General features: G+C 35.3%; 24 protein-coding genes and 1 pseudogene. 8 read left to right on the forward strand and 17 right to left on the reverse strand.

The window, feature by feature from the left end; genetic code table 11:
* A complete protein-coding gene (gene priA / locus ABWU67_RS06590; RefSeq protein ID WP_353281979.1) occupies positions 1 to 2343 on the reverse strand; it encodes a primosomal protein N' in 2343 nt (780 codons plus the stop codon).
* 144 nt (positions 2344 to 2487) lie between these two features.
* On the opposite strand from priA, the gene ABWU67_RS06595 reads away from it, so the two are divergent.
* A complete protein-coding gene (locus ABWU67_RS06595) occupies positions 2488 to 4122 on the forward strand; it encodes a hypothetical protein (protein ID WP_353281980.1) in 1635 nt (544 codons plus the stop codon).
* Here the strand turns inward: ABWU67_RS06595 and ABWU67_RS06600 are convergent.
* Complete coding sequence (locus ABWU67_RS06600) at positions 4071 to 4205, reverse strand: hypothetical protein (protein ID WP_353281981.1); 135 nt, start codon at positions 4203 to 4205, stop codon at positions 4071 to 4073. The genes ABWU67_RS06595 and ABWU67_RS06600 overlap by 52 nt on opposite strands.
* Here ABWU67_RS06600 and ABWU67_RS06605 point away from each other — a divergent pair.
* Positions 4191 to 4376: pseudogene (locus tag ABWU67_RS06605) on the forward strand (hypothetical protein); the annotation flags it as partial. The gene ABWU67_RS06600 and the pseudogene ABWU67_RS06605 sit on opposite strands and share 15 nt — an antisense overlap.
* Before the next feature lie 72 nt (positions 4377 to 4448).
* Here ABWU67_RS06605 and thyX read toward each other — a convergent pair.
* The 7 genes from thyX to acpP all read right to left on the reverse strand — a co-directional run bounded on the left by thyX (position 4449) and on the right by acpP (position 9366).
* The gene (gene thyX, locus ABWU67_RS06610; RefSeq protein WP_010082033.1) at positions 4449 to 5303 is read right to left on the reverse strand and encodes an FAD-dependent thymidylate synthase; all 855 of its coding nucleotides are present in this window, start codon (positions 5301 to 5303) and stop codon (positions 4449 to 4451) included.
* A gap of 9 nt (positions 5304 to 5312) precedes the next feature.
* Positions 5313 to 6590, reverse strand: a complete 1278-nt coding sequence (murA, locus tag ABWU67_RS06615; RefSeq protein ID WP_006279833.1) for a UDP-N-acetylglucosamine 1-carboxyvinyltransferase — start codon at positions 6588 to 6590, stop codon at positions 5313 to 5315.
* 155 nt (positions 6591 to 6745) lie between these two features.
* Complete coding sequence (locus ABWU67_RS06620) at positions 6746 to 6973, reverse strand: hypothetical protein (RefSeq protein ID WP_264373619.1); 228 nt, start codon at positions 6971 to 6973, stop codon at positions 6746 to 6748.
* Entirely contained in the window at positions 6973 to 7437 is a 465-nt protein-coding gene (locus ABWU67_RS06625) for a CPBP family intramembrane glutamic endopeptidase (protein WP_353281983.1), read from the reverse strand. The genes ABWU67_RS06620 and ABWU67_RS06625 overlap by 1 nt, the downstream gene beginning before the upstream one ends.
* A 254-nt stretch (positions 7438 to 7691) precedes the next feature.
* The gene (locus ABWU67_RS06630; protein WP_255322260.1) at positions 7692 to 7817 is read right to left on the reverse strand and encodes a hypothetical protein; all 126 of its coding nucleotides are present in this window, start codon (positions 7815 to 7817) and stop codon (positions 7692 to 7694) included.
* A gap of 3 nt (positions 7818 to 7820) precedes the next feature.
* Positions 7821 to 9092, reverse strand: coding sequence for a beta-ketoacyl-ACP synthase II (gene fabF / locus ABWU67_RS06635; RefSeq protein WP_010082030.1), 1272 nt, complete (start codon positions 9090 to 9092; stop codon positions 7821 to 7823).
* A 13-nt stretch (positions 9093 to 9105) separates the two neighbouring features.
* On the reverse strand, positions 9106 to 9366 hold the full coding sequence (gene acpP / locus ABWU67_RS06640) for an acyl carrier protein (protein WP_006279836.1): 261 nt from the start codon (positions 9364 to 9366) through the stop codon (positions 9106 to 9108).
* Between the two features lie 145 nt (positions 9367 to 9511).
* Between acpP and ABWU67_RS07285 the strand changes: the two genes are divergently transcribed.
* Together ABWU67_RS07285 and ABWU67_RS06660 are read left to right on the forward strand one after the other, a co-directional pair.
* Entirely contained in the window at positions 9512 to 10519 is a 1008-nt protein-coding gene (locus ABWU67_RS07285; RefSeq protein WP_010082029.1) for a polyprenyl synthetase family protein, read from the forward strand.
* Positions 10512 to 11453: an FKBP-type peptidyl-prolyl cis-trans isomerase gene (locus tag ABWU67_RS06660; RefSeq protein ID WP_010963087.1), complete on the forward strand. Its 942-nt coding sequence runs from the start codon at positions 10512 to 10514 to the stop codon at positions 11451 to 11453. Before ABWU67_RS07285 ends, ABWU67_RS06660 begins: the two co-directional genes overlap by 8 nt.
* A gap of 68 nt (positions 11454 to 11521) precedes the next feature.
* Here ABWU67_RS06660 and hslU read toward each other — a convergent pair whose 3' ends face one another.
* Together hslU and hslV are read right to left on the reverse strand one after the other, a co-directional pair.
* Entirely contained in the window at positions 11522 to 13012 is a 1491-nt protein-coding gene (gene hslU / locus ABWU67_RS06665; RefSeq protein WP_353281984.1) for an ATP-dependent protease ATPase subunit HslU, read from the reverse strand.
* A 1-nt stretch (position 13013) separates the two neighbouring features.
* The gene (gene hslV / locus ABWU67_RS06670; RefSeq protein WP_006280198.1) at positions 13014 to 13568 is read right to left on the reverse strand and encodes an ATP-dependent protease subunit HslV; all 555 of its coding nucleotides are present in this window, start codon (positions 13566 to 13568) and stop codon (positions 13014 to 13016) included.
* Positions 13569 to 13683: 115 nt separating this feature from the next.
* On the opposite strand from hslV, the gene gshA reads away from it, so the two are divergent.
* Positions 13684 to 14844 carry a glutamate--cysteine ligase gene (gene gshA, locus ABWU67_RS06675; RefSeq protein WP_341821940.1) on the forward strand — a complete coding sequence of 387 codons (1161 nt, stop codon included), beginning with the start codon at positions 13684 to 13686 and terminating at the stop codon, positions 14842 to 14844.
* 3 nt (positions 14845 to 14847) lie between these two features.
* Here gshA and ABWU67_RS06680 read toward each other — a convergent pair whose 3' ends face one another.
* From ABWU67_RS06680 to ABWU67_RS06690, 3 genes are all read right to left on the reverse strand, one after another.
* Entirely contained in the window at positions 14848 to 15645 is a 798-nt protein-coding gene (locus tag ABWU67_RS06680; RefSeq protein WP_209472377.1) for a hypothetical protein, read from the reverse strand.
* Positions 15646 to 15723: 78 nt separating this feature from the next.
* The gene (gene hemH, locus ABWU67_RS06685; RefSeq protein WP_353281985.1) at positions 15724 to 16671 is read right to left on the reverse strand and encodes a ferrochelatase; all 948 of its coding nucleotides are present in this window, start codon (positions 16669 to 16671) and stop codon (positions 15724 to 15726) included.
* Positions 16672 to 17493 (reverse strand): hypothetical protein, encoded by an 822-nt coding sequence (locus ABWU67_RS06690; protein ID WP_353281986.1) that lies wholly within the window; start codon positions 17491 to 17493, stop codon positions 16672 to 16674. It abuts the gene before it with no gap.
* 113 nt (positions 17494 to 17606) lie between these two features.
* Here ABWU67_RS06690 and ndk point away from each other — a divergent pair, with 113 nt between their 5' ends.
* Positions 17607 to 18026 (forward strand): nucleoside-diphosphate kinase, encoded by a 420-nt coding sequence (gene ndk / locus ABWU67_RS06695; protein ID WP_341821938.1) that lies wholly within the window; start codon positions 17607 to 17609, stop codon positions 18024 to 18026.
* 311 nt (positions 18027 to 18337) lie between these two features.
* On the opposite strand, the gene ABWU67_RS06700 is transcribed toward ndk, so the two are convergent.
* A complete protein-coding gene (locus tag ABWU67_RS06700; RefSeq protein WP_179945710.1) occupies positions 18338 to 18514 on the reverse strand; it encodes a hypothetical protein in 177 nt (58 codons plus the stop codon).
* 609 nt (positions 18515 to 19123) lie between these two features.
* Between ABWU67_RS06700 and recR the strand changes: the two genes are divergently transcribed.
* A complete protein-coding gene (gene recR / locus ABWU67_RS06710; RefSeq protein WP_353281987.1) occupies positions 19124 to 19729 on the forward strand; it encodes a recombination mediator RecR in 606 nt (201 codons plus the stop codon).
* A gap of 3 nt (positions 19730 to 19732) precedes the next feature.
* Positions 19733 to 20953, forward strand: coding sequence for a P-loop NTPase fold protein (locus ABWU67_RS06715; RefSeq protein WP_213863284.1), 1221 nt, complete (start codon positions 19733 to 19735; stop codon positions 20951 to 20953).
* 158 nt (positions 20954 to 21111) lie between these two features.
* On the opposite strand, the gene ABWU67_RS06720 is transcribed toward ABWU67_RS06715, so the two are convergent.
* Both ABWU67_RS06720 and ABWU67_RS06725 read right to left on the reverse strand, forming a co-directional pair.
* Positions 21112 to 21735, reverse strand: a complete 624-nt coding sequence (locus ABWU67_RS06720) for a hypothetical protein (protein ID WP_353281988.1) — start codon at positions 21733 to 21735, stop codon at positions 21112 to 21114.
* Between the two features lie 69 nt (positions 21736 to 21804).
* Positions 21805 to 23169 carry a pyruvate dehydrogenase complex dihydrolipoamide acetyltransferase gene (locus ABWU67_RS06725; protein WP_341821936.1) on the reverse strand — a complete coding sequence of 455 codons (1365 nt, stop codon included), beginning with the start codon at positions 23167 to 23169 and terminating at the stop codon, positions 21805 to 21807.
* Positions 23170 to 23212: the final 43 nt, after the last annotated feature.

Consider the following 23212-nt stretch of genomic DNA (forward strand, 5'->3'; position numbering starts at 1 on the left):
TTAAAAAAAACTCACAGGATCAACATCTATTATCACTGCAATACTCGGATTCAAGTTACAATTTTTAATCCAATATTTCAGCTTTTTTTGTATGGATAGACTATGCTTATTGTGTATTTTTAATAATACCCTATACCGATACTTATTATTTAAAAAATTTATCGCTGCTGGTGATGGGCCAAGAATTTCAAATTCCTTTTTGTCTACACCTACATTTTTTTCCTGGATACAAATAGTTGAGCTACTTGAATGACAGAGAAGAGATTTTACTATTTCATTCGCTGCTTTTTGTGTTGCAATCTGATTCTTACCACAGATTATAAGCGCTATTAATCTGCTAAATGGTGGCATTTTGGCTTCGCGTCTTGACTTAAGTTCGATTTCATAAAATGAGTCTCTTTTTTGATGCAGCAATGCTTTTATTATTGAACTTTCAGGATTATTGGTTTGCACTATTACCATTCCTTTTTCATTAAACCTTCCTGATCTGCCTGCAACTTGGTGCAATAATTGATACGTCTTTTCCGCTGCTCTCAAATCAGAATTTTCGAGACTCAAATCTGCATTCATTACTCCAACCAAAGTTAATTTGGGAAAATTGTGCCCTTTAGCAATTATTTGTGTGCCGATTATAATGTTCACCTCTTCTTTCAATATCAAGTCAATTACGTTACTAACCGACTTCTGATCGCTGCTTATCATCGCAGTTTTTGCGTTTGGTATTAATTTCACCATTTCTTCAAGCAACCTTTCAATTCCTATGCCGTAGAGGGACAATGGCTGTTCACTTTGGCAATTAGAGCATTTTTCTGGAAGTTTCAATTGATAAGAGCAGTGGTGGCACAAAAGAGCATTTTTTTTCTTGTGATATGTAAGCCAAACAGCACAATTTAAGCAGGAAATTTTATATCCACACTTTTTACAAATTGCCAGTTGTGCATACCCTCTGCGGTTTAGAAAAAGCATAACCTGCTGTTTTTTCTCTATGGTTTGTTTGATGCTTTCAAAAAGCTCAGAGGAGATCCATTGCTTGTTGTTCCTCATATCTACTACTTTAATGAGTGGCAATTCTGCACCACCAAATCGTTTAGTTAGCTTTACATGATTGTAATTCCCGTTTTTAACATGATGAATCGTTTCAAGCAGTGGAGTAGCTGATGATAAAATAATCGGAATATTTTCAAATTTGGCTAAGATTATCGCCATATCTCGAGCATTATATATAATTCCCTGTTCTTGTTTAAAAGATGAGTCGTGCTCTTCATCAACGATAATCAATTTTAGGTTTTTATAAGGCAAAAAAAGCGCTGACCGTGCACCAATAATTATCTGCGCATTTCCATTTGCTATATTGAGCCAATTATTCCGGCGAGTTTTTGGAGTGAGCCCTGAGTGCCATTCAACTAAGTTTTTTGATATCTGACCGCGAACACGATTTACCAATTGTGAAGTTAAAACAATTTCAGGTAGGAGGATTAAAATTTGTGTATTACCTTCTCCTGATGTCATTTCAACATATTCTGGTGTCATACTAGTACGTGGCAAAGACGGTATGCTAAATGTTACAGTGGGTTTTGCCTTGAGTATAAAGGTTTCATTCCAGTGCTTGACACTGGAATCCAGGAATTTTGATTGTAAATTAGGTATTGGTTTTAAGTTAAAATAAACATTTGTAATGAGGTTATATGAAAAACTGGATCCCAGTGTCAGGCTACTCGGATGACACCCTCTTGGTAGACCCAAATCACAATGTTCGTACAGTTGTGTCTCTGGGCACTGGGATGGTAAAGTCTGAGCAGCATTTGGAACGGCAGTGTAATTCTTAATCAATTGTGCAATCACAGAGAGATAAACTTCCGTTTTTCCAGATCCTGTCTCACCGTCAAGCAAAGTCACTGAATACTCGTTCAAATTGCTGATTATTTTATCACTAGCTATCTGCTGTTCAGGGCTTAATTGGCAACTTATTTCACTTGTTTCCTGCTTTTGTTCAACACAAACCAATTTATCTATGTGATTTACTTTTAACACTCCTCCCATTATCACTTTGGCAAGCATACCAATAGGTATTAAATTGTATTGTGCAACCCACTCTGCAAATGCAATCAATTTTGGTCTAATATTTGGTAAATCGATTTTTTGCTCAATAAATTTTAATTCTCGGTTACTTTTATCACTGTATTTCCAAACTATTCCGATTAAGCGTTTTTTGCCAAATGGCACCACTACGTAATCTCCAAGTAAAATCTCAGTATTTTCCTCAATTGCATATGAAAATAACTGATCAATTGGAAGTGGTAGTAATACGTCAACTGTTTTTGCCATAGTGATTGAGTTTAACATTGTTTTAAAGAGCTTGTAACTTTATTAAGCTTGGCAATATAGATGAATCGGTACAGAGAAAATCTTAACGTTTAACACATTTTTCATAGTACAGACCGTATGATTGATAAATAAAATGATTTATAGAATTTGTGGAGGCTACCAATGGTCAACGACAAGATTACTTTGAACTTTGAAATAGAAAAAGGCGAACCTATAGATCGATACTACTTTTCTGCACATATAAAGCTTACAGATGAAAGCAAAAATCTTTTGCGCGAGAAGCTTGGCAGTACAATTCAATTCGATAATCTAGATGATCACTTCAATCTTAACCATGAGAATTTTTATATCTACTACAACAAATATAGTGAGCACAATGGTAGAAGTGAGCTACACGTTAGGGATGATAACGGTAAATATTTAACCTCCAATCTTCCACTTAATTACTATGGATTCTCAATGGAACTATCACCTGACGGAGCGTCAATTGCAGATTATGGTTTTTATCCTCTGTATGCAATCTATAACCCAAATCACTATGATAAAGCAAAGGAAAAAGTATTTGATGATCACGGTGAATTGTCACCAATTGCATCAAATGTGTTAGATAATTTTTTAAGCAACACAAATAGCTTAACCACACAAGATATATTACAAAATGTATTCTCACAACTGCAGAAGAAAGCTGATGAAGAAGCAGAAAGATTGGCAAGAGAGAGAGAAGCAGAAAGACAAAGGGAGGAAGAGTTAAATGAAAAGAACGAGGAGTTAAAAGAACTTGTAGAAAAGGATGAGATTAAAATATTCAAAGTGGTAAAAGGTAATGATTTAGGTAATGGGCATTCAGCAGTAGTTTTACAACTTGATGGGGAAGAAGGTGACAAGATACCTCTCGACTCTAGTAAATACTACATAGCAGAGTATAGACACCACCCAGAATGGGAAGGCGATGAATATTTAAATTTTGTTAGCCCTGATAGTGATATGCTGGTTAATTATGAAAACTTATTTTTTGTGCTCAATCAAAGCTCCTACTCAGACTTTGAAAGTGGGTTTTATTCAGAAAACAGAACCGATCCCCATAATTATGCTAAATATTCAAAGGAACCATATTTGAGTGGTGACCAGCTATCTGAAAAATTATCTAATGAATTGGAGGAAGATAGCAATCAGATAGGTACTGAATTTACAATTGATGATGAGCAAGTAGACGAAGAAGTTGTGGTAGAGAGTGAAGCCAAGTCTGGGGAGAAAGGAACGGTTGGTGAGGATAACGCAAAAAATACTATACAGGAAGAAGAATCTAACTATATAGATCAAATGCAAGCGGATGATAGCAGCAGTTATAAACCAGCTTTGCAAAGCAATCGTGATGATTATGCTGATACGAAAAAAGCTCTGCAGGAAAAATTGCATGGAGATGAAATACACAAGCAAAGTAATGAGAAAGCTCAAAAAGATATAGAAGTAAAAAAAGTAACTGTGGAAACTGACAGTAGCAGTAATAAGACTGAAAAACAAACAAAACCAACAGAAGATGAACAAGAAACTGTTATGGCAAGTGTGATAGAAAATATGGATAAAAATTCTGATATTGAAGCAGAAACTTCTAACAGTGTTGCAAATTCACAACATCCCTTAAAAATAAAGACAGGAAGTCCTCTTGAAGTGGGAAAGTATAAGGTGGAGCTGCAAGTGACATATGATGATGTAAAGAATTTTTATGATACCGTACGTGGTAAATATCATGCTGGCGATGGATATATAGCCTTTCTTATAATAGTCCGAATGCGATAAGATATGTGTTTATGGCTATAGCAGGCCAGTAGCATATTACGGTCTGTTCGGATTATTGTAAAAAGAGCTATAACTACGAACAAGTAATGGTTTTATATAATGAAATTGTTAGGCCCGCTCACAATCATCATTACGAGCTGTTTACTCTTGATGAAGCACATGTTGCTAATGATCACCTGTTTATCAAGGGTCAGGATTTTGGAACTCTAAATGATTTTAATGAGATGTTCTATAAAAGTGATGAGTTAATGTGATGTAAAAAGCAAGATTCAATCTGGTGAACGAGAGTTAACTGACAGAGGAGATTGACACGTATGCCTTTATCTTTAAGATTGTTTATCAAGTATAGACATCAGCTCGCCCCATTCTCTTTTACCAATATTACTTTCTTCTCTAGTAACGTTTTCCCCTTTAATTAATTTGCGAATTATTTCTAGACCAGTTCTTGAAATACAGGCTGATTCTAGGCAATATTCAACAAAGGCATTGTAGGCCAGTGGAACCCATTTTTTTATTATATCCAGCATAACTTCTGCATAAACTCTGATTTCATATTGGGCATGCTTATCAGCTCTAAGCTTCAAAAAATGAAGGAGATTATGCAGATCTATTTTCCAATAAAATTGCGTGTAGTAATTAAGCATTAGGTTAGTTCTGGCAATTTCTCTTGCAAGCCCCTGCTCAATAAATTTTTCATAATGAGAATATACTAAATTAGAGTCATTTATTAGAGAATCTATTATTTCCTTTGAGGTATCTGGATCAAAAGCTTCCCCGCTACCTTGTTTATTATTGTCAGATTGTTTTGCAACTTGTTCTGGTTTAGGTGTATAAAATTCATTATCAAGTATTGAATACCTTGCTGAATATTCATTCACATTTGCAGTTCTATGCCTTATCCATTGCCTTGCAACAAAAATTGGAAGTTTCACGTGAAACTTAATTTCACACATTTCAAATGGAGTTGTATGATGATGTCTCATTAAATACTTTATAAGTGCTTCATCCTGACTTATCTGTTTTGTTCCCTTGCCATAAGAAACACGAGCAGCTTGAACTATAGCGCTATCAGAGCCCATATAATCCACTACTCGAATAAATCCATGGTCTAATACCTTATGTTCTTCATATAAGATTGCATCTATTTCTTTTACTATAGTTCGTTTGGTTGCTTCATTCATAAAATATCCTCAAGACGAAATGGAGATATCAGCTCCACATGAATTGAGTTTTTCATGCATTGCTTCATATCCTCTCCATAAATGATGTGAATTGTTTATTATAGTTTCTCCACCGGCTACCAAAGAAGCAAGCACCAAAGCTGCTGTTGATCTTAAGTCAGTAGCATATAGATTAGCTCCAGATAAGCTTTTTATTCCACTTATAGTAGCTTTGCTTTTCTCGATGCTGATATTAGCACCTAACTTTCTCAATTCATCTGCATGTGTAAATCTGTTTTCAAAAATGTTCTCTTCAATTACTGATATCCCATCAGCGATGCACATTGCAGACATCAGTTGTGGTTGCATATCACTGGGAAAATTGGGATATGGATCTGTCGCAACGTTAGCAGACTTAATAGAGCCATTTTTTCTGGAAATAACAATGCCTCCATCATACAGTTCAACCATAGCTCCTATAGTCTCCAACTCATTTGTAATACACCTTATATCAGATAGATTTATTCCTTCCAACTCCAACTTACCACCGGTTATTATAGCAGCTAGTGCATAGGTGCCTGCTTCTATGCGATCTGGTATTATTTTATGAACACATCCATTTAGTGCTTCAACTCCTGTTATTATGACCTTTGTATTATCAATTTCAATATCAGCACCCATTTTCTTCAGAAAATCTATTAAATCAAGAACTTCCGGCTCAGTTGCAGCATTGTTTATTGTTGTCACTCCTTCTGCAAATGTTGCTGCCATTATTACATTTTCTGTTGCGCCAACACTTATTTTCTCAAATGTGATTTCTTTTCCTTGTAGCTTTCCTTTCACTGTTGCAATTATATTATAGCCGTCAATTTCAATTTTAGCTCCCATTTCTTCTAATGCTTTAATATGCATATCAACGGGACGCTTTCCAATGTTGCATCCACCAGGAAATGCTGTTCTCGCTTTGCCAAATCTGCTAAGCATTGGACCCAATATTAGAAAAGAAGTTCTTAGCTTACTTGCGGTTTTATATGGCATCACGTGATTGTTGATATTGCTGCAGTCAATTTTCAAAGTATGGTTCGCTTTATAATTTTTATTGTGCATAAAGTTCACTTCTGCTCCAAGACTTTCAAGCAACTTAGACATTAGATGCACATCAATTAAATCAGGTACATTATGCAAAATTACCGGGGAGCTACTTAATAGACTTGCTGCCATTATTGGTAAAACAGCATTTTTTGAGCCATTAATCTTGATTTTTCCGACCAAAGGTTTGTAGTTATTTCTTATTAATATCTTGTGCATTTAATTAGATATAAAGTATAATTCATTAGTTTATTGAAGTCTTACTAAGTATAATAGATTGACCGTAAAAGGCAAAATTTGCTTTTTCTTCCTCATCATCCCAGTGTCATGCTACCTGCATGACACCTGATGCGAATTGCCCCCGAAATTTTATACTATGAATTACTCAAATGACGCTCTCGAGCTTTATCAAACCAAATAACACCAATTGCAACAATGAAATAACCAGCTGCTCCTAATGTAAGGCGAATTACTGCATCGAAAGTTGACAGAGGAGGAGACGGCATTAGAATGCTCAAAACACTATACACAAGATTATTTGTTGCATGAGCAATAGTTACTGGCCAAATCGAGTTGTCTTTTTCAAACAACCAGGTAAACATTATAGACATTGCACAAATATAAAGGGTATAAGCACAAATATTCGGGAATGTAAACCATCCTTCCACAAAGCTGAGCCAGCAACCACATAAGTTGGTATGTGCCATACTGACCAAATAATACCGACAATAATTGCTCTGATATAAAAATTTGATATTTTGCTTTTAAGATTTTTCAAAAGATAGCCACGCCAACCGATCTCTTCACCAAGAGACATAATGATCCACATCACAAAGGTTGATAATAAAACAAATAACATCACTAATGGACTCAAAACTGCACTCAAATCCTTTACACGGTCTAACGTAAAAGACTCTCGGAAAAATGAAAAACCGCAATAAATTGACAAAAGACCATTGGAAATTAGCATACTTACCAGAATAAGTATAAACCCTAATAGACAGTTTTTTGGCGAACTAAGTTTAAAAAGATCCCTTACCTTCTGTTTATTATAAATGGTTAGCAAAATTGCAACTGAAGCCGGAACAAATGTTGTTAATAATGTTATGTCTTTGAAAGGTAAGCACCAAGCTATAATGCACGTCAAAAAATATGTAATTACAACAAATAATGTACAATTAATAGTGGTTAAATTCATGCATACGCCCATCAATTCCTTTTCTGCATTATTGATCTTTATTCATAAATTGTCAATAAAATACTTCTTCAGGGATGAATAGAATATTTTTTCTTTTTGAATTGCTATTGATAGTTTAATTTTTATATGTATTCCCTTTCACAACCGTTTGTCATCCCAGTGTCACGTGCTGGGATGACAGTAGGAGAGCTGCTTGCATGACAAGAGGAGGGTACTGGAATGACAAGAGGAAGACACTGGGGTGACATCAACTAAACTTGTCCAAATATGAGCGATGCATTAGTGCCACCAAAACCAAACGAATTAGAAAGTGCATATTGAATTTTATGCTCCTGAGCTTTAAACGGTACAAAATTTAAATCACATCCTTCTGAAGGCTTGTGTAAATTTAAGGTTGGCGGAATAATTCCATTATTTAACGCAAGAATACTGAATATTGCTTCAACGCTCCCTGCAGCACCAAGTAAATGTCCTATAGAAGATTTAGTTGAAGAAACAGGTATTTTATAAACGTAGTCACCGAATAACTGTTTCATTGCTATTACTTCAATTTTATCTCCAAGTGGCGTTGAAGTTCCATGTGCATTGATATACCCTACTTGATTGGGATTAATTTGTGCGCTCTTTAAAGCAAGCTGCATTGCCTTAAATGCGCCTCTTCCTTCTGGATGTGGTGCTGTAATGTGGTGCGCATCTCCTGTGAGTCCGTACCCAACCAGTTCAGCATGTATTTTTGCCCCCCTTTTTTTCGCATGTTCGTATTCCTCCAGCACCAATATACCTGCTCCTTCACCCATAACAAAACCATCGCGTTCTTCATCCCATGGCCTTGAAGCTTCTTCCGGTTTATCGTTAAATTTAGTTGATAACGCCTTCATAGATGCAAAACCTGCAATTCCAACTCTACACAGTGCACTTTCTGCTCCACCTGCAATCATAACATCCGCTTCACCAAGTTTTATAGTTCTTGCTGAGTTTATGATTGCATGCGCACCTGTTGCACATGCGGTTACTGCTGAATCGTTTGGACCTGTAAATTCGTATTTAATAGAAATATGGCCAGATATCAAATTTATTAGACTTGCAGGGACAAAAAATGGACTGACACGTCTGGGCCCTTTTTCCTGCATGGTAATAACATTTTCCTGAATTGACGGAAGACCACCTATACCAGAGCCAATAGTCACACCAACACGTTCCCGATTGATATTTTGGCTTTCCAAAATTAATGAATCATCTACTGCCTGAATAGCTGCTGCAATACCGTAATGGATAAAACGATCTGTCCTTTTTGAGTCTTTCTCAGAAATATAATCTAGTGGATTGAAATGGTGCTCAATGTTGTCTGATTGCAACGGCACCTGCCCTGCAATTTTGCAAGCAAGATCAGAAGAGTCAAATCTATCCGTATTGATTGCTTTTATGCCAGACTCACTTTTTATTAGCCTTGACCAAGTGTTGTCAACATCTGCCGCTAGTGGAGTGATTAAACCAACACCAGTGACTACTACTCTTCTGCTCATTTAACACCAACTATTAGCCTTTTTTATTATTAATGTACTCAACTATTTGCTCCATAGTTTCCATTTTTTGTGCGTCTTCATCTGGAATTTCTATTCCAAACTCTTCTTCTGCTGCCATGATGATTTCAACTGCATCTAAGCTGTCTGTACCATGCTCCGAAAGCTTTGAAGAGCTGTTGAATTTCTCTACATCCTTACTAATATGCTCTAGTATAATCTTTTTCACTTTTTCTTCTATGTCTTCTCTAGTGCTCTTTGCTAGTTCGCTATTCACATTTCTTACCAAAAAAATAACCTATTCTTTGATGTTATAAAAAATTTTTATGTTTGCAATATCTTTTATAACTGGTAAACTACAGTAAAGTTTTCTACTGCCCTAGCTGGCTAGCGTTACGTGCTAAACAATTAACAATTCAAAAATGCTAGACGAAACAACAAAAAATTTGCTTATTGTAGAAGTAAATAAACTCTTACCCGAAAATAGCGAGAATAAGCTTATATCAGCTATGCGTTATATACTCCTTGCTCCTGCAAAACATATACGCTCCTTTTTAGTCGTAGCTTCATCGCGAGTGTTTAACGCGGAAGCTAAAAAAGTAATATCAGTTGCTGCAGCAATTGAATTTGTTCATGCTTACTCTCTAATTCACGATGATTTACCGTGCATGGACAACAGTGATACTCGCAGAAGCCAGCTAAGCTGCCATAAAAAATTTGATGAAGCAACAGCAGTGCTTGCCGGAGATGCACTACTTACTCTGGCTTTTGAGGTATTATCTTCGTTAAATGAGAAACGCTGTGAGATCATAAAAGTTCTTTCTCAGGCAATAGGAATTAGGGGAATGGTGGGAGGACAGGCTTTAGATATTAACAGTGAGCATATAGATTTTAGCCCCCAACCCTCTGTCATTCAAGTAGCGGACACTGGGATCCAGAAGGCTTTGCCTACAAGCATTTCGTGCAAAAAGCCATGCGATAGTGGAGCTGAACATGAAATGGATTCCAGTGTCAGCTACTTGCATGACACCCTTTCTACCTTAAAACTACAACATTCGTACGGCTGTATGTATGACGCTGGAATGACGTCGGGCCAAGCTGATAAAATAAAAGAAATTCATTTGATGAAAACCGCAAAACTATTTGCAGCTTCATGTGAAATAGGTGCTATAATAGGGGGTGCTACAGACAAGCAACGTAAAGCGTTATATAACTATGGAATAAATCTAGGGCTTATCTTTCAAGCTAAGGATGATATTGAAGACTACGAACAAGATAAAACAAATAATCTTATGTCTGTGCTTGGTAAAAGTGAAGTAGAGGACTATATAGACGGCCTCTTTAAACAAGGCTTGGATAATTTGAGTGCGCTTTCAGGGGATACTAATTATTTATATGATTTATTGAATCAAGTAAAGAAAGATGGTTAGAAAAATTATATTACAAATGCTTATTTCCGTAGTAATGATTCTCACTTTAACTTCTGCTTTTGTGTTTACTATTGTCTATATAAACAAAGGTAAACCGGAAAAAAAGGACAAGCTTTATGAGATAAATGCCACGCATGGTGGTTTGATACAGACGATAGCACATTACCTAGTGAAGCCAATACTTGAATCAGCACTTGACCGCTATATTGAAAAGCATGGGCTGACAGAATATTTAGAAGAAATAACGCAGCAAAAGGAAGAAGATTCAATAAATTTTTATGAAATTACTGAAGGCAGTGGCAGCAAGGCTTTTTGTGGCCTGGAAGTCCTATTGCAAATATATAAAATTTCTAATAATAACTCAGCAACACTCCCTAGCAAAGTTTCTGATGTTACTTTGAAAATAGGTCAAGATGACCTAAAAGAAGTGAGTTTAGGGGTAATAGGTATGAAAGAAGGCGGAGAGCGTGTAGTTACTATTGCCAATGAGAACAAAATGAATTTTAATTCTTATTACGTCAAACTGATCGAAGTAAAGGATAAATATCCCGACTCAGTAAATAATCTGATGGTTTTTAATGACTTAATTAACAAGACTGGAAAACAAGTAAGGTGCGGTGATGAGATATCGGTTAAATATAGCGTAAAGGAGCATAATGGGGAATATATAGTCAAAGATCAAACAGTGCAATTTAGGGTTGGCGATAAAAAAATACCACTTGCTATAGAGCTTGGAGTTGTGGGAATGAGAGCTGGTAATAAAAGAACTATTCTTTCTCCGCCTGACCTTTTGACTATTACTGACGATATGTTAATAAAAGACATAGATTATGATGAAGAAAATATCTCAATAATTGACTTAAGCTTAGATGTTAAGCAAGAGGTCGCAGCACACCATTCTACTGTTGAAAAACAGCCTAAAGAATATAGCTGAAATTTTAGGTCTACTGGCTAATCTTCTGAACACTCTCTATACTACTTAAAGTAGGCTTTTCGTTTTTCCTAAAGTATAAACTTAGATAAATCAAGCTGCTTCGAAATTGACTCAAGTTTATCTTTTACATACTTGCTGTCTATAATGAATTTTTCGCTATTTTTCTCAGAAGCAATGAAACTTATTTCATCTAAAAGCTTCTCCATGACAGTGTGAAGCCTTCTTGCGCCTATATTTTCCACTTGCCTATTAACTGTAAACGCTATTTCAGCTATGGTTTTTATACCATCATCAGTGAACTCAAGTGTCACATTTTCTGTTTTCATTAAAGCTATGTACTGCTTTAACAAACTAGATTCTGGTTCCTTTAATATTCTTATTAAATCCTCTTGAGTAAGTGCCTTAAGTTCTACCCTGATCGGTAATCTGCCCTGCAATTCCGGTAAGAGGTCAGATGGTTTAGACTGATGAAAAGCACCAGATGCAATAAATAATATATAGTCTGTTTTTACATGGCCATACTTAGTTGTAACAGTTGTTCCTTCAAGTAATGGTAACAGATCGCGTTGCACTCCTTCTCTGTTTACTTCACCTTTTATTTCTGTACGCGCTGCAATTTTGTCTATTTCATCCAAAAATACTATACCGTCATTACTAACAAGATCAATGGCTTCTTTGATTATCTTATCTTCATCCATTAGCCTTTCACTTTCTTCATTAATTAATATTTCACGCGCTTCTTTTACCTTCACCGTAATAGTTTTTGTTTTTTTGCTCCCGTTAAACATCTTGCCCATTATTTCTGTTACATTCATCACACCAACTTGCCCACCTGGCATGCCTGGTATATCGAAAGTAGGTAACATACTCTTGCTCTCTCTGACGTTAATAGAAACTTCTCCGTCCTCAAACTCTTTATTCCTCAACCTTTCTCTAAAAATTTTTTTACTCTCTTCGGTTGCATTTTCGCCTACCATAGAGTTTACTATTGTTTTCTCAGCTAAAATTAAAGCCTTTTTAGCTAAGGCTTTACGGGCTTTCTCTTTAACTAAAACTATTGCTGCATCAACTAAATCGCGTATTATCGAATCAACGTCACGTCCAACGTACCCTATTTCAGTAAACTTCGTTGCCTCAATTTTTATGAACGGTGCACCGGCAAGTTTTGCTAAGCGACGAGCTATTTCAGTTTTACCAACCCCTGTATGACCGATCATCAATATATTCTTAGGTATGATTTCATCACGCAATGGAAATGGAACCTGATTGCGACGCCAACGATTTCTGAGCGCAATAGCAACAGCACGCTTTGCATCATCCTGTCCGATTATGAATCTGTCCAATTCTTTAACTATCTTCTGTGGTGGCAGGTCATCTAACAAAACTTGAGTGCTGTCATTAACTTGAACATCGCTGTCATTTGAATCAAAACCACTCTTAGTATCTTTATAGAGGTTATCTTTTTCATCGTAGGTGTCACTACTACAAGACCGCCCTTCTGAAAGGGTTATGGGCTGATTGGAAAAATTGGTGCATAAAGTTTTTTGCTTGGAAGACATATCACTCCTCTATCTTTTCAATAACTACATTATGATTTGTATAAACACATATATCGCCAGCTATCTTCATAGCCTTTTTCGCAATTTCCTCTATTGATATTCCTTTAATGTCAATTAAAGCTCTTGCTGCAGATAGAGCAAAATTTCCCCCAGAGCCAATAGCTGCGACTCCATCTTCAGGTTCAAGAACATCACCTGTTCCCGTAATTACTAATGAAATAGATTTATCTGCAACGATCATCATAGCTTCTAATTTCCTCAGATATTTATCCATTCTCCAGTCTTTTGCAAGTTCAACACATGCTCTCATTAATTGCCCTGGGTGCTTGTCAAGTTTAGATTCTAATCTTTCAAAAAGAGTAAATGCGTCGGCTGTTGCCCCGGCAAATCCAGCAATTACGGAATCACCAGAAAGACGCCTAACTTTTTTTGCTCCAGATTTTATAACAGTGTGGCCCAGTGAAACTTGTCCGTCACCTATTACTACTACACTTTTATCTTTTCTAATTGATAATATAGTAGTGCCATACATTTTATTGTTATCGTGTTGAATCATTTTTCTATCACTTTAAATAAGAATCTCATTATACTTTAATCTTTAGTCAAATTTACTAAATATGCTCAACTATAGCTTATAATATAATACCTTCCTTATAACATTTAAAGTGCAGATGCAAAACATAATTCACCCAGATTTGGAAAAAAGTATAAATAATTGGTTCGAAGCAAAATTTAATGGCCTTACATCGCCATTTTATAGCTCTATAGATCTTAGAAACTCTGGCTATAAAATCGTTCCAGTAGACGCTAATTTATTTCCTGCGGGGTTCAATAACTTAAGTGAAGAATCAAGAACAATGGCAGCAAGATTGATAAAAAGCTACTTTAAAAGACATCAATACAAAAAGGTTCTTATAATACCGGAAAATTATACACGCAATAAAATGTATATAGAAAACGTATTTGTTATAGAGAAAGTACTACAACTCGCAGGTTTTGAAACTAGAATTGGACTTTTACATAATGAAGTATACAATTTAATAGAACAGTATGAAACTGTTGTGAAAGAAAACTCTCTGCTAAAGACAACTTCAGGATTTGTGCCTGATGTTATTATACTGAACCGTGATATGACGAGCCACATTCCAGACACGCTAAAAGACGTAAAGCAAGATATAGTACCAAGCCCACTATACGGTTGGCATAGCAGACAGAAATTTAAGTATTTTGAAATCTATCAAGAATTAGCGTCTGAGTTTTGTAGCGAATTTAAAATGGACCCATGGCTAATTTCTGTGCTTACAGAAAGCTGTGATGGAGTCGATTTTGATGATGATTCATCACTAAAAGCAATAGCAGCTAAAGTTGACCAAATATTATCTCTAGTGCAAAAAAAATACGAAGAATATAAAATAAAAACACAACCTTACGTTTTTATCAAAGCAAGCAATGGCACATATGGGATGGGCATTATAACAGCAACAAGTGGAGAGGAAATATTAAACCTCAATAAAAAAAAGCGTCATAAAATGAAAAAGATAAAAGAAGGAATAGCAATCAATAGCGTTATTATACAAGAAGGTGTACCAACCATTGACATGTTTAAAAGCAGTTCTGCAGAACCGCTAATATACTATATAGGAGATACTTCAACATGTTACTTATACCGATGTAATAGCAGAAAAGATGTATATTCTAGCTTGAATGCCACTGACTGTGAGTTTCATGATGTTAGCCAGGTTGTGGAAGGTAAAATTCTATCACTTTGGAGTATTGTTAGCAAATTAGCAGTACTAGCGTTGGCAGTAGAAATAAAATCTTTTCATCCCTAATTCTTATACCTCTACAGTGCTGTCATTAGAATGACCGTTTATATTATGAACATCATCAAGTTCAGTGGAAGGATCATCATTGACAGGTTGATTAAACAACTTATCAAGTTGAACTGCAAGAAATACTGCACTATATATTATGCTGACTGTTACGCTTAAGTTGAAATTATAGATTATACCACTACCCAAGTTTATTGGTATAGTTGGAGTTTCTATCCTTCTTAATATGAAGTTTAATAAACCTAACGACAAAGTTAATGTGCTGATAATAAGGTCCTTCTTACACTTAGCAGACTTTTCAGGATCCTTATTATCCAGATATTTCTTGCATGTATAATAATAGCTTATAGGTTCTGAAATGAACAAAAATAGGATCGTTGATGTTGAACTAATATAACTTGTTACATCTGCATTACCTCTAGCCAAAAAATGGATGACTTTCAACATCATCAATGCTTCTATGGTGCTGCTTGCAAGGTTAGCCGATTTACCCAAAATTTTTGCTAATTCTTTTTTACCCTTAGGGTCTTTATAATCTTTTACCAAATCCCGTAAGATAAATGCAGAATGGGCAATGTATAGGGTAGATGTCGGAAATTTCACCCATCGGGCAACATTCTTTATAAAGGAGATATTGGATCTATTATTGTCAATGAACTCGCAGCAAAATTGCAGTGAAATCTTACACAATAGGGCTGTTAAACCTGTTGTGATGCAGATTACCTTTCTGATATCATGATTATAAGCATCATGTACCTTTTGTGCGGGCGTGTTAGATTTCTTTTTTAGCTTGTTTAGCATAAAATAGTTAATAAAATAATAACTTTCTGTTATTCTATCACATAAAATCCTAAAAGAAAAGCCCTATGAATCAGGACTTTAAGGGAGATTTATGCACAAATCGGCTAAGCATTTTATAAACAAGGGATCGGTACTGAGAGTTGGCACACGAAAGTAATATCCATCCTTGATAATTGCTTTATATTCTATATCAAGTTCAACTAGAGTTTCTGAATGCTCAGAAACAAAAGATATAGGTGATAGAACTACAGGTACACCATCAGCTTTTGCGCGTAATAGCTCACTTTCAGTGCTTGGCTCTAGCCATTTTACAGGACCAATCTTACTCTGATAACATATTGACCAATCTAAGTTATTGATAGCTAACTTTTCTACTATTAACTCTACGCTTCTTTCTACCTGTGAAGCGTAAGGGTCGCCCTTTTTAATGATACTAAGAGGTAAGCTATGGGCTGAAAATAGGACTCTTGGTTTACCGATTTTGCTAGCCAATTTATAGTACTTAGCTATCAGATTAGCGTGAGCTTCAATAAAATCTTGGTTATCATAATAACGGTGAATCATTTTTGTATTGCATTTTAGGCCATACCGTTTAGCATTTTTTTGCCAATTCTCGATGGATGACAGAGTTGTGGTAGTTGAATATTGTGGATACAGTGGCAGCAGAATTACTTCGTCAGGATCAAACTGTTTTACACTTTCAATAACTTCGTCAGCAAATGGACGCCAATAGCGCATGCAGATGAATACCTTGTGTACATGGTTTCTATTTTCGTTTAATTTTAGTTCTAAAGCATTAGCTTGCATTTTTGTATTCTCTAGAATTGGCGATTTACCTCCAATTTCCTCGTATATTTTTCGTGCAGTATTTTCTCGTTTCGCAGATATAAACTTTGCTAAAAGAAACCGAAAGGGATTCGGTAGATTGATTATTCTCCTGTCATAAAAAAGGTTGAATAAAAAAGGACGGACCGCATTTAGTGAATCAGGCCCGCCAAGATTAAATAAGATAACTGCCTTTTTCACCTACGCACTACTACAACAAGTTACTTCTGGGGTGCCTATAAAATTAGCTACACACTCATCAAATTTAGTTATAGGCACTAAATTTCTTACACTGGCATACAATAAGTGGCCTGATCTCTTCAGGTTACTCTTGGTGGATGTGAAGTTCCAATCGAAAAATGTATCGACAAAAAGACTTGGTACCGTTTCAAGAAGTTCAACAGCAGCTAAAGATAGCATTATATAACTTTGCAGGACCTTCAAAAGAACCTTTAGAGGGAAAAGTAAAACTTTAACGAAAAGAGAGGTGCTACTCGTTTCATCCGGTGGTTGCTCTGAGTTAGGCGAATTATACTCGATGTGTTTTCTACTTTTATCGAAAATAGGGTAGATTATAGTATCTTTCTCAAATTCCTTATTCACTGTTTCTTTTGGGCAACCTGTTTGTTTTTCTAATAATTTTTCACGTAGATTAAAAGTTCTGACAATAAAACATGTGGCAATCATTAAGACAGCACAAGCAAGTGCACATTGTAAAAGACTTAAACCACCTACTATAGCCGGCAGTGCAAAACAAACAAGCGGTGCTATGATTATCATTTCAAGCAATGGAATAGTATTCCTTTTCATTGCAAAGGCAGCACCTTTTTTTAATTCTGTATTATGATGTGAACTATATTCCAAATAACTTAAAAAGGCCAAATTAAAAGTTAAAAATCCTTTTGTTCCACAAAAAAGTGATGACTTAAAGTTACTTACTAATTTTTTAGTAGTAGATTTAGCTTGTTTTTTAGTGGTAGGCTCAGCTTGTTTAGTAGTGTTATTTTTACAATATTCACCCATACAATACCTCCTTGATGGTTTATTCTTAACTATAAATAAAAAACTACTTTTATCAAATCAAAATTTGCAATAAAATGAATCCATAAATATACAATCTTATATAAGGAAATAATATGGCAATTGAGAAGACACTTTCAATCTTAAAACCTGATGCAGTAAAAAATAATATTACAGGCAATATAAATTCCTACATCGAACAATCTGGGCTGAAAATCACAGCACAAAAAATGATGTTACTAACAAAAAAACAAGCAGAGCTGTTTTATGAAATTCATAAAGATAGGCCTTTTTTTGGGGAATTAGTAGAGTTTATGACCTCTGGTTCTGTGGTAGTTCAAGTTTTAGTTGGTGAAAATGCAGTAAGTAAATACAGACAAATCATGGGAGCTACCAATCCAAAGCAGGCAGATAAAGACACAATCAGGGGTGATTTTGCTGATGATATTAGTGAAAATAGAGTCCACGGCTCGGATAGTCTAGAAAATGCTCGTAAGGAGATAGCTTTCTTTTTTGCTGAATGTGAGTTGGTGTAGTTAACTCAGATTGGCGTCATCCAAGTAGCTGACAACATAGAAACGAAAAAACTTACTTGACACCCTTCGCCAGCGCCCTTATCATGATAGTGAAGCTATTGTATTTGCTTTCGCCAATCTGCAGATTAAAAGGTAAGGATTACTTAATGTATCGGCGTCTTATGTTCAATTTTTTGCAGTATATAGATACTGTATGTCTTTACAAAACTTCATCTACATCTAGATTTTTATCTAAATAAGCTGAACGCGCTTATAAAGCGTTACAAGACATCAAAAAATGCCAATACTCGACAGAGATAGTAAAAGACTAGCTAACTCGGGGATTCTTTGTCTTTTTTTCTGCTTAGTAAATTTCTTAAACATTTGCAGCGTAGGTTAGTTGCAATTAAAAGCGGCTGAATCTCGCTTGTCAAGCGTTTAAAACATAAAAAACGCCAATATTTTAAAGCGGATAATAACCCCAGGGCTTCTTTTGCCTTTTTTTTCATTTGGTAAATTTCTTAATATTTATAGCTAAAGTAATTTAAAAGTCCGTGAAGGGTGTCATGCCAGTGCTTGACACTGGCATCCAGTTTTCCATATAATCTCATCAAAAATGTTTATTTTCTAGCTACTTTTATACTTATCAACCCAGTATGCTTACTTACAATTAAAATTTCTGGATCCCAGTGTCTGGGCACTGGGATGACAGCTAGCCTGACAACCGTCATCCCGCTACGTGTTAGCGGCTAAGAGATACCGCGAATGAATCGCGGTATGACGGTTCGCGGCAGTATGACGTAGAGCTCACGTTAGCTATACTTTTATGCTTACAAACTTAATAAAATTCCTGGATCCCAGTGTCTGGGCACTGGGATGACAAAAAAGGAGGCACTAGGATGACAAAGGAGAGCTACTCGGATGATACCTTTTTTCTACTTAGTTTGGATTATGCAAGAAGTCTATTATAATCAGGCTTTAAGTGTGCGGAAGTAATTTTTTGCGTTAGAGTAAAAAATTTTTTCTATAGCTAATCAAAGTGGGATCAAGAGAAACTTACCACTTTCTTTACAAAGGGTTTGATGTTACCATTTGACTGCCTATTCTGAATTTATTGAATGAACGTTAACATAAAGAATCTAGTTCATGCTTTCTCTAAATTGCCAAGTTTAGGGCCATCATCATCACGCAGGTTAGTTATACATTTACTCCAAAACAAAGAAAAAGTTATGCTACCGCTTGCATCTTTGATTAAAGAGCTAGCAGATCTTATAATAGAGTGTGAAGTTTGCGGAAATCTAGATACTAAGTCACCTTGTTCTATTTGTACTAACCCAAAACGTGACACTAAGTTACTGTGTGTAGTAGAAGAATTGGGTGATCTATGGGCGTTTGAAAAAGGAAATATATATTCAGGTTTATACCATGTTTTGGGTGGCAGATTGTCTGCGATAAATGGCATAGGTCCAAAAGAACTCAACCTTGATACTATTCTGGAAAGAGCGACAAAATCTAAAGTTGAAGAGATAATTATTGCAATTAATCCGACATTAGAGGGTCAAGTTACTGCACAATATATAATTGAATTGCTAAAAAATTTGGATGTGAAAATATCACGTCTTGCTTGCGGCATACCAATGGGCGGAGAAATTGACTATCTTGATGAAGGAACGCTGAGGATAGCACTTACTTCAAGACAAGAATATGAGTTAAATATAAAATAAGACATGTGCTTAAAAAAACTTATATCGCTAATAACATTCAAAAAGAAAGGAATAGCGCCACCACTTAAAGTGGTGGCTTGGAAAAATGACCGCCTAAACTATAAGCAATTTACGAATAAGTTCAGCACTATAGTAAAAACGATTGATCAGTCTTTTACAATAATATCTTTGGAAGGATATAGTGGATGGGGCAAGACGTTTTTTTTGAAAGAATGGGTAAAAGAGTTAAAACAGCAAAATGAAATTGCAGCTTATTATAGCGCATGGGATATCAATGCATTGGACCAACCACTTCCTTCTTTTTTAAATTTTCTATTTGAAGATTTATTTGCATCGTATGAAGTAAAAAGAAGCGTTATACAACAGTTCAAGAACATAAACCAAGAGCTATTTTCTCTAAACACACTAGGAAAGCTGATCAGTAAATCTCCACTTGCTATGCTTTCAGTATTTCTTGATGCTGCAAAAGAGGCTGATAAAAAAGACATAGGTTTTGTCTTGAGTGAATTAAGTCTTCTCCAAAGAAGAAAAGAGAGTACTAGAGATTTTAAAACACAGTTAGCGGATGTGGTTAATAAAATCAGAAAAGACAAAAACATTTATATAATGGTGGATAATCTTGATGTGTGCCGTCCTAAATTCGTTGTCGATTTTTTGGAATCTATAAAGTATATGCTTGATGTGGAGGGGCTGGTTTTCATTATTCCTGTAAGTAAAGATAAGAGTAATGTACAAAGAGCAATCAGCACAATACTTGGACCAAATTTTGACCTAAAATCTTTTACTGATCTCTCTTTACATTTGCCAAAACAACCGATAGAAAAATTTACAAAAGAACTATTTGAAAATATTAAATTACCGAAAAAATCAAAAAGTTTAATTATAGATAGTTTTATATTTTATGCAGAAAGTCTATTGCTATCGCTGAAAACAATAGAATACTGCGTGAAAAAAATAAAACTATGTCTTCTGAATTATATAAAGGAAGAATTACCTGATCCGAATTTGTTTTCATTTTTGGTAATACTGCAATCGATAAATATTGATATATATGAGGAATTAGGTTTTTCATATCAAACAGCATTGGAAAAAATTGAAAGTGAATATAAATCTTTAGTTCTAAATGGTCAAGAAGAATGGGAAAAACTTAAAACCTCTCTAGAAACTGCTTTTGCAGAGAAGGAGTCAAAAATTAACAAAGCTATAAAGGACATAATATTTTAAAAAGATACCCTACCTTTGCATATACAAGGATAGGGTAACATTTGATTAACGCCCTTTTATAGCTCTTTTTACAATAATCCGAACAGACCGTAATATGCTACTGGCCTGCTATAGCCATAAACACATATCTTATCGCATTCGGACTATTATAAGAAAGGCTATACTATGTCACTACCTTGTTCAAACTTTCTGATTAATTCGCTTACATTGACATTAGATAATTTTTTGCCTGCAGATTTGTCATTATGTGAAGCATCAGGTTTATGAAGGTCCTCCTTACTGTTACTCCTAGTAATATTACATCTAACAATGTTTGAATTATTAGACTTATCGCTTATATCTGAAATATTACTTTTTTCACTGTACGAAGACGAGTTGCTCGACATATTGTCTAAACTAAAACGCTTTTTACCTTGATAGATTGGATTCCAATCAAGAGGATTATAAGCTTTAGCTTTTTTATCAAGAGTACTGCTACTAACATCACTGATACCACTATCCCCTGAATCACGGCGTTGTTTGTTAGGAGTGCTATGAATGTTGTCTTCCATGAGTTTTTGCATTGTTGAGCCAAATGTTCTTCCAAGATTGCTACTTACTGTTTTATTACTATCATTTGCTTGGGAATGAGATGCATTTCGCTCAAAAATCGCTTTTATTCCAGCAAATTTAGCTTGGGAAGATTTCGGAGGAACAGGTGGGGCAACCATGCCTTTTGAGTTAATCTTTCCTTCATTTTTAGGAAAAATTTTTGAATTATTTTTTTCTACTGTAGTATTCATTTTTTTACCTCTAAGCCTATTAACTAGTAGAATTATAAACTTAGAGGTATTAATTTTGTAATAACGATGCTAATAAGTTACCGCAGTTTCAATAAACATCACCAGAGGATTCTCTATATAATGCTTAAAGGCATTTAAAAACTTTGCTCCGAGTGCCCCATCAACTGCTCTATGGTCAACAGAGAGCGTTACTGTCATTATTTCTGCTATTTCTATTTTCTCATTCATAACAATTGGTTGTTTTTTAGATGCACCAACTGCCATAATGCAAGATTGCGGCGGATTGATTATAGCACTGAAGGCTTTTATACCAAACATCCCTAAGTTGGAGATAGTAAACCCTCCTCCTTGAAACTCTTCAGGTTTCAATTTTCCAGATCTTGCTCTGCTTACTAAATCTTTCACTTCTTTTGATATAGATAAAATACCCTTTTTATCAGCATTTTTTACTATAGGAGTAATTAGCCCATCTTCAAGTGCCACAGCGATTGAAATATCTATATTTGAATATCTCAGTATTTTATTATCTATCCACGAAGAATTTATATCAGGAAATTTTTTCATGCTGAAAGCTGCAGCTTTTATGATTAGATCATTAATTGTTACTTTATTGTTTTCATCTGCTGAGTTAATCTCGTTTTTTAACGATATTAACTTATCAACCTGGCAGTCTACAGTTAAATAAAAATGTGGAACATTCTGTTTTGATTCAGTCAGGCGCTGTGCTATCACTTGGCGCATGTTGCTTACTTCAACTATGGTATCTTTCTCAGGACTTTCAGTATGTATACCACTGCCTAAAAACTCCAACACATCAGCCTTAATTATGCGACCATATGGTCCTGTACCTTTTAATTGCTGCACATTAACCCCTTCATTTTGAGCTATTTTCTTAGCTAATGGGCTTATTTTTGTTCTACCTTCTGCATAACCCTCTGTCATCTGAGTAGCTGACACTGGGATCCATTCTTCTTTTCTAGATCCCAGTGTCAAGCACTGGGATGACATTGAGGGGTTGGATTCCAGCGTCACGCGCTGGAATGACACCGAAGAATGACTTATTGGCTTTCCGTTTAAATCTTGGTGTTCTAATTTTTGATTATCAACAGCACTTTTTGTCACTTCCTTTTTAACTGCACTATTGATGGAAGTTGAAGTATAGTTGTTAAGTGCACTTTCATCTTCTCCTTCTTCCAGCATTAAAGCTATTGGTTGATTTACAGGCACGCCACTTGTTCCTTCTGTTACTAAAATTTTTGCTAAAACTCCTTCATCTATAGATTCAAACTCCATTATGGCTTTATCAGTCTCTATCTCAGCAATTACGTCGCCTACTTCAACTTTGTCTTGTTCTTTTTTATGCCACTTTACAATTTTTCCTCCAGTTTTGCTCATTGTCGGTGAAAGAGCAGGCATTAATATTTCTATAGGCATTGATTTTGCATTTAAAGATCTATTCAATTTTTAATTTACTCTT

Origin of the sequence: Wolbachia endosymbiont (group A) of Aleiodes leptofemur (assembly GCF_964028465.1) — a bacterium.
GTDB lineage: Bacteria > Pseudomonadota > Alphaproteobacteria > Rickettsiales > Anaplasmataceae > Wolbachia > Wolbachia pipientis.

Coding starts and splice junctions, on each gene's coding strand:
- ABWU67_RS06720 (WP_353281988.1), bottom strand. CDS start 21,735: ATGAATACTACAGTAGAAAAAAATAATTCAAAAATTTTTCCTAAAAAT.
- ABWU67_RS06620 (WP_264373619.1), bottom strand. CDS start 6,973: ATGTTTACCTGGTTGTTTGAAAAAGACAACTCGATTTGGCCAGTAACT.
- gshA (WP_341821940.1), top strand. CDS start 13,684: ATGCAAAACATAATTCACCCAGATTTGGAAAAAAGTATAAATAATTGG.
- thyX (WP_010082033.1), bottom strand. CDS start 5,303: ATGAATGAAGCAACCAAACGAACTATAGTAAAAGAAATAGATGCAATC.
- ABWU67_RS06690 (WP_353281986.1), bottom strand. CDS start 17,493: ATGGGTGAATATTGTAAAAATAACACTACTAAACAAGCTGAGCCTACC.
- ABWU67_RS06595 (WP_353281980.1), top strand. CDS start 2,488: ATGGTCAACGACAAGATTACTTTGAACTTTGAAATAGAAAAAGGCGAA.
- ABWU67_RS06700 (WP_179945710.1), bottom strand. CDS start 18,514: ATGAAAAAAAAGGCAAAAGAAGCCCTGGGGTTATTATCCGCTTTAAAA.
- ABWU67_RS07285 (WP_010082029.1), top strand. CDS start 9,512: ATGCTAGACGAAACAACAAAAAATTTGCTTATTGTAGAAGTAAATAAA.
- ABWU67_RS06630 (WP_255322260.1), bottom strand. CDS start 7,817: ATGTCACCCCAGTGTCTTCCTCTTGTCATTCCAGTACCCTCCTCTTGT.
- hslU (WP_353281984.1), bottom strand. CDS start 13,012: ATGTCTTCCAAGCAAAAAACTTTATGCACCAATTTTTCCAATCAGCCC.
- ABWU67_RS06725 (WP_341821936.1), bottom strand. CDS start 23,169: ATGCCTATAGAAATATTAATGCCTGCTCTTTCACCGACAATGAGCAAA.
- fabF (WP_010082030.1), bottom strand. CDS start 9,092: ATGAGCAGAAGAGTAGTAGTCACTGGTGTTGGTTTAATCACTCCACTA.
- ABWU67_RS06660 (WP_010963087.1), top strand. CDS start 10,512: ATGGTTAGAAAAATTATATTACAAATGCTTATTTCCGTAGTAATGATT.
- ndk (WP_341821938.1), top strand. CDS start 17,607: ATGGCAATTGAGAAGACACTTTCAATCTTAAAACCTGATGCAGTAAAA.
- hslV (WP_006280198.1), bottom strand. CDS start 13,568: ATGATTCAACACGATAACAATAAAATGTATGGCACTACTATATTATCA.
- recR (WP_353281987.1), top strand. CDS start 19,124: ATGAACGTTAACATAAAGAATCTAGTTCATGCTTTCTCTAAATTGCCA.
- ABWU67_RS06715 (WP_213863284.1), top strand. CDS start 19,733: ATGTGCTTAAAAAAACTTATATCGCTAATAACATTCAAAAAGAAAGGA.
- murA (WP_006279833.1), bottom strand. CDS start 6,590: ATGCACAAGATATTAATAAGAAATAACTACAAACCTTTGGTCGGAAAA.
- priA (WP_353281979.1), bottom strand. CDS start 2,343: ATGTTAAACTCAATCACTATGGCAAAAACAGTTGACGTATTACTACCA.
- ABWU67_RS06680 (WP_209472377.1), bottom strand. CDS start 15,645: ATGCTAAACAAGCTAAAAAAGAAATCTAACACGCCCGCACAAAAGGTA.